Raw genomic sequence first — 4,555 nt, forward strand, 5'->3', positions numbered from 1 at the left:
CTTCTGTATTTCCTTCTACTGCTGATGATTCTTCTTTTGGTTCTTCAGTTATTTCTTCTGCTTGATGAGATATTTCTTCATTTTGTTCTTCTACTGATGTATCACTTGAAGAGGTATTCAAATAGCTATTGTACATCTCTTTTTCTTCTTCAGATAATTCTGCTTCTGATGAGCTGTCTATTTTATCCAAATAGCCTTCATACATAGCTTTGTCTTCTTCTGTCAAATCTTCTTCATTATTAATAATTATCTCTTCTTCTGGTTCTTCTACTTTTTCCTCTTGAACTACTTCATCTGCTACTGTTTCTTCTGCAGTTGATTCTGGTACAGATTCTTCTATATTTTCTTCTACTACAGATGATTCTTCTTTTGGTTCTTCAGTTATTTCTTCCGCTTGATGAGATAATTCTTCATTTTGTTCTTCTACTGAAGCATCACTTGAAGAGGTATTCAAATAGCTACTGTACATTTCTTTTTCTTCTTCAGATAATTCTGATTCTGATGAACTGTCTATTTTATCCAAATAGCCTTCGTACATAGCTTTGTCTTCTTCTGTCAAATCTTCTTCATTATTAATAATTATCTCTTCTTCTAGTTCTGCTTCATCTGTTGTAGTTGATTCTTCTACTGATTCTTTATTATCTAAAGGTTCTTCTTCTTTTTCTTTTTTTGCTCTTATATAATCTTCATACATATCCTTAAACTTGGATATATAATCATTATCTATATTATTAGATACTTCCAATGAAGATGATTCTTCGCTGTCACTTGATAATTCTTTTAAGCTTTCCTCTTTGGATCTTATATAATCCTCGTACATCTTCTTGAATTTTTCTATATAATCATCATAAGAATTATCTTCTTTTGAAGCTTCTACTAAATTGTATAGATATTCTTCATAAAGTTTCTTAATATATTCATTTGGTGAAGGAGCATTTTCCAAACTTTTTATTATTTCTATATGAGAAGTTGTATAATCTTCGTTTTCATTATTAGGAACTTCACTCTCTTCTTTTTCTTTCTTAGATGCTACATAATCTTCATACATCTTTTTAAATTTAGATATATAATCATTATCTATATTATTAGATACTTCCAATGAAGATGATTCTTCGCTGTCACTTGATAATTCTTTTAAGCTTTCCTCTTTGGATTTTATATAATCCTCGTACATCTTCTTGAATTTTTCTATATAATCATCATAAGAATTATCTTCTTTTGAAGCTTCTACTACATTGTGTAAATATTCCTCATAAAGTTTTTTAATATAATCACTTGGTAAAGGAGCATCTTCAACTATAATATTTATAATAGACTTTTCAGGGTTATCTACTATTTCTTCTAGTGCTTCATCAACAACTTCTGATAATGTGTAATTATTTTCTCTATAATCGTCTATGATATCTTCTTCATTTTCATTTATATAGCCGTCGTCTATTTCTTCTAATTCTTCATCTACTACTTCTGATAATGTATAATTATTTTCTCTATAATCATCTATAATATCTTCTTCATTTTCATTTATATAGCCGTCGTCTATTTCTTCTAATTCTTCATCTACTACTTCTGATAATGTGTAATTATTTTCTCTATAATCATCTATAATATCTTCTTCATTTTCATTTATGTAGCCGTCGTCTATTTCTTCTAATGCCTCATCTACAATTTCAGATAATGTGTAATTATTCTCTCTATAGTCATCTATAATATCTTCCTGAGCTTCCTCTATAGCATGCATAGCCTCTTCAGCTTTTTCTTGTATTCTTTCTATTGCCTGAATAGCCTTTTCAGCTTTTTCTTGTATTTTTTCTATAGTTAGAATAACTTCTTCTGCTTGTTCTTGTATTTTTTCCATACTTTGAGAATTATCAGTATTTTCATAAGATAATTTCTCTTTATTTATTTCTTCTGATGCATATTCTTCTAATTTTTCTGCCTCAGCTATTTTTTCCATTAATGGTTCTAATTGTTCTATTACTTCTTCTGTTAATATTGCTTGATCTTCTATATTTGGTAATTCTTCAAGCATTTCATCTGCTACTGGTTCTCCTGTATTTTCTACTTGTTCTGAAGTTACTTCTTCTGATACTGATTGTTCTTCTGTTTGTGCATATTCTTGAGAATTTTCTAATGCCTCTTCAACTATTGTTTCTAGTTCTTCCTCTAGCTGATCTGAAACTGCTTCTTCTATAATTTCTTCTGTTGGTTCAGATACTTCTTCTGATTTATCTTCTTCAGTTACTAGAACTGGGATTGGTTCCAATTGTTCTATTATTTCTTCTGTTAATGGTTCTGGTTCTACAGGTTCTTCAACAACTTCTGATGTTTCTTCAACCATTGATTCTGGTTGGTCTTCTACCTGTTCTGATAATGGTTCTTCTATACTTTCTGCTGGTTCTTCTGATTGTACTAGTTCTTCAGTAACTTCTGATATTTCCTCAACCATTGATTCTGGTTGGTCTTCTACCTGTTCTGATAATGGTTCTTCTACATTTTCTGTTGATTCAGTTATTTCTTCTGATTCTAAAGGTTCTTCAGTAACTTCTAATGTTTCTTCAACCATTGATTCTGGCTGGTCTTCTACCTGTTCTGAAGTTGATTCTTCTATACTTTCTGTTGGTTCTGTTACTTCTTCTGATTCTACAAGTTCTTCAGTAACTTCTGATGTTTCTTCAACCATTGGTTCTGGCTGGTCTTCTACCTGCTCTGAAACTGGTTCTTCTATACTTTCTGTTGGTTCAGTTGTTTCTTCTGATTCTACAGGTTCCTCAATAACTTCTGATGTTTCTTCAACTATTGGTTCTGGTTGGTCTTCTATCTGTTCTGAAACTAGTTCTTCTACATTTTCTGTTGGTTCAGTTGTTTCTTCTGATTCTACAGGTTCTTCAGTAACTTCTGATGTTTCATCAACCATTGATTCTGGCTGTTCTTCTGCCTGTTCTGATAATGGTTCTTCTACATTTTCTATTTGTTCAGTTATTTCTTCTGATTGTGCAGGTTCTTCAACAACTTCTGATGTTTCTTCAACCATTGATTCTGGTTGGTCTTCTACCTGCTCTGATAATGGTTCTTCTATAGTTTCTGTTGGTTCTGTTGTTTCTTCTGATTGTACTGGTTCTTCAGTAACTTCTGATGTTTCTTCAACCATTGATTCTGGTTGGTCTTCTATTTGCTCTGAAGTTGGTTCTTCTTCTATACTTTCTGTTGGTTCTGTTGTTTCTTCTGATTCTACAGGTTCCTCAATAACTTCTGATGTTTCTTCAACAATTGGTTCTGGCTGAGCTTCTATCTGTTCTGAAACTGGTTCTTCTATACTTTCTGTTGGTTCTGTTGTTTCTTTTGATTCTACAGGTTCTTCTACATTTTCTGTTGATTCAGTTACTTCTTCTGATTGTGTAGGTTCTTCAGTAACTTCTGATGTTTCTTCAACAATTAATTCTGGTTGATCTTCTACCTGCTCTGATAATGGTTCTTCTACATTTTCTATTTGTTCAGTTGTTTCTTCTGATTCTACAGGTTCTTCAACAACTTCTGATGTTTCTTCAACCATTGGTTCTGGTTGGTCTTCTGTTTGCTCTGAAGTTGGTTCTTCTTCTATACTTTCTGTTGGTTCTTCTGATTGTGTAGGTTCTTCAGTAACTTCTAATGTTTCTTCAACCATTGATTCTGGTTGGTCTTCTATTTGCTCTGAAGTTGGTTCTTCTTCTATACTTTCTGTTGGTTCTGTTACTTCTTTTGATAATGGTTGTTCTGAATCTGATTCACTAGAAGCATTCTCATTTATTTCAAAATCTTTTGTTATTAAATCAAGTTCATTTCCTGATAATTGTATTACATCATTATCATCTTCTATTTCATTTATATAATTTGATTCATCTATATAATCAACATTGTCTATATCTGGTACTATAACATCTTTATTGTTATATTGTATATTTATTTCATCATCTTTTACATTATCTTCTTTTAATAATTCTACTTCTTTTACTTCTTCATCTTCTATTTCTGGTAATTCTAAATCATCATCTGAAATTAAAGAAGAAGTATCATCTGATGAAATGAAACTATCATCATCTAAATCTGGTATTTCTATTTCTTCTTCATTTATATTTTCAATATTTTCTTGCTGTGTTTCTTGTACTGGTTCTGAAACAGGAGAAGCACCAAAACATGAACTAAGATCAAAGTCTTCAACAAAATCTATAGAATCTAATTCTTCCTCTGTTAAACTATCTTTTTCGTATACTTCTTTGATAAGTTCATCTTGTTCTTCTGTATATATATGTTCAACAACATAGTTTTGATCATCTGAAAATACGGCATTTTCTAAATCTATATTATCTTTAGCATAAGAAGTTTTTCTTACTTTAGAACCATCTTCTAAAGCAATTAATGTATATTTATCTAAATTATCTTCAGGTTTATCATTTTCTAAATTATCTGATTCTTCGTCACTTGTAGTTTCTTCTGATGATTCAACTTCTTCTGCTGGTGTTTCAGATATTGAAGAACTTTCTTCTTCTACTGCCTGAGTTTCTGGTTCTTCTTCTATTAA

1 protein-coding gene is annotated in these 4,555 nt (G+C 31.0%); it reads right to left on the bottom strand.

Features of this window, described 5'->3' with window-relative positions; all coding sequences use genetic code 11:
• Window positions 1-4,555: hypothetical protein (locus R4K56_RS14425; RefSeq protein WP_335786930.1), on the bottom strand; the 4,555-nt coding region annotated here is incomplete at both ends.

The sequence above is a fragment of the Brachyspira pulli genome (assembly GCF_036997785.1).
Taxonomy (GTDB): Bacteria; Spirochaetota; Brachyspiria; order Brachyspirales; family Brachyspiraceae; genus Brachyspira; species Brachyspira pulli.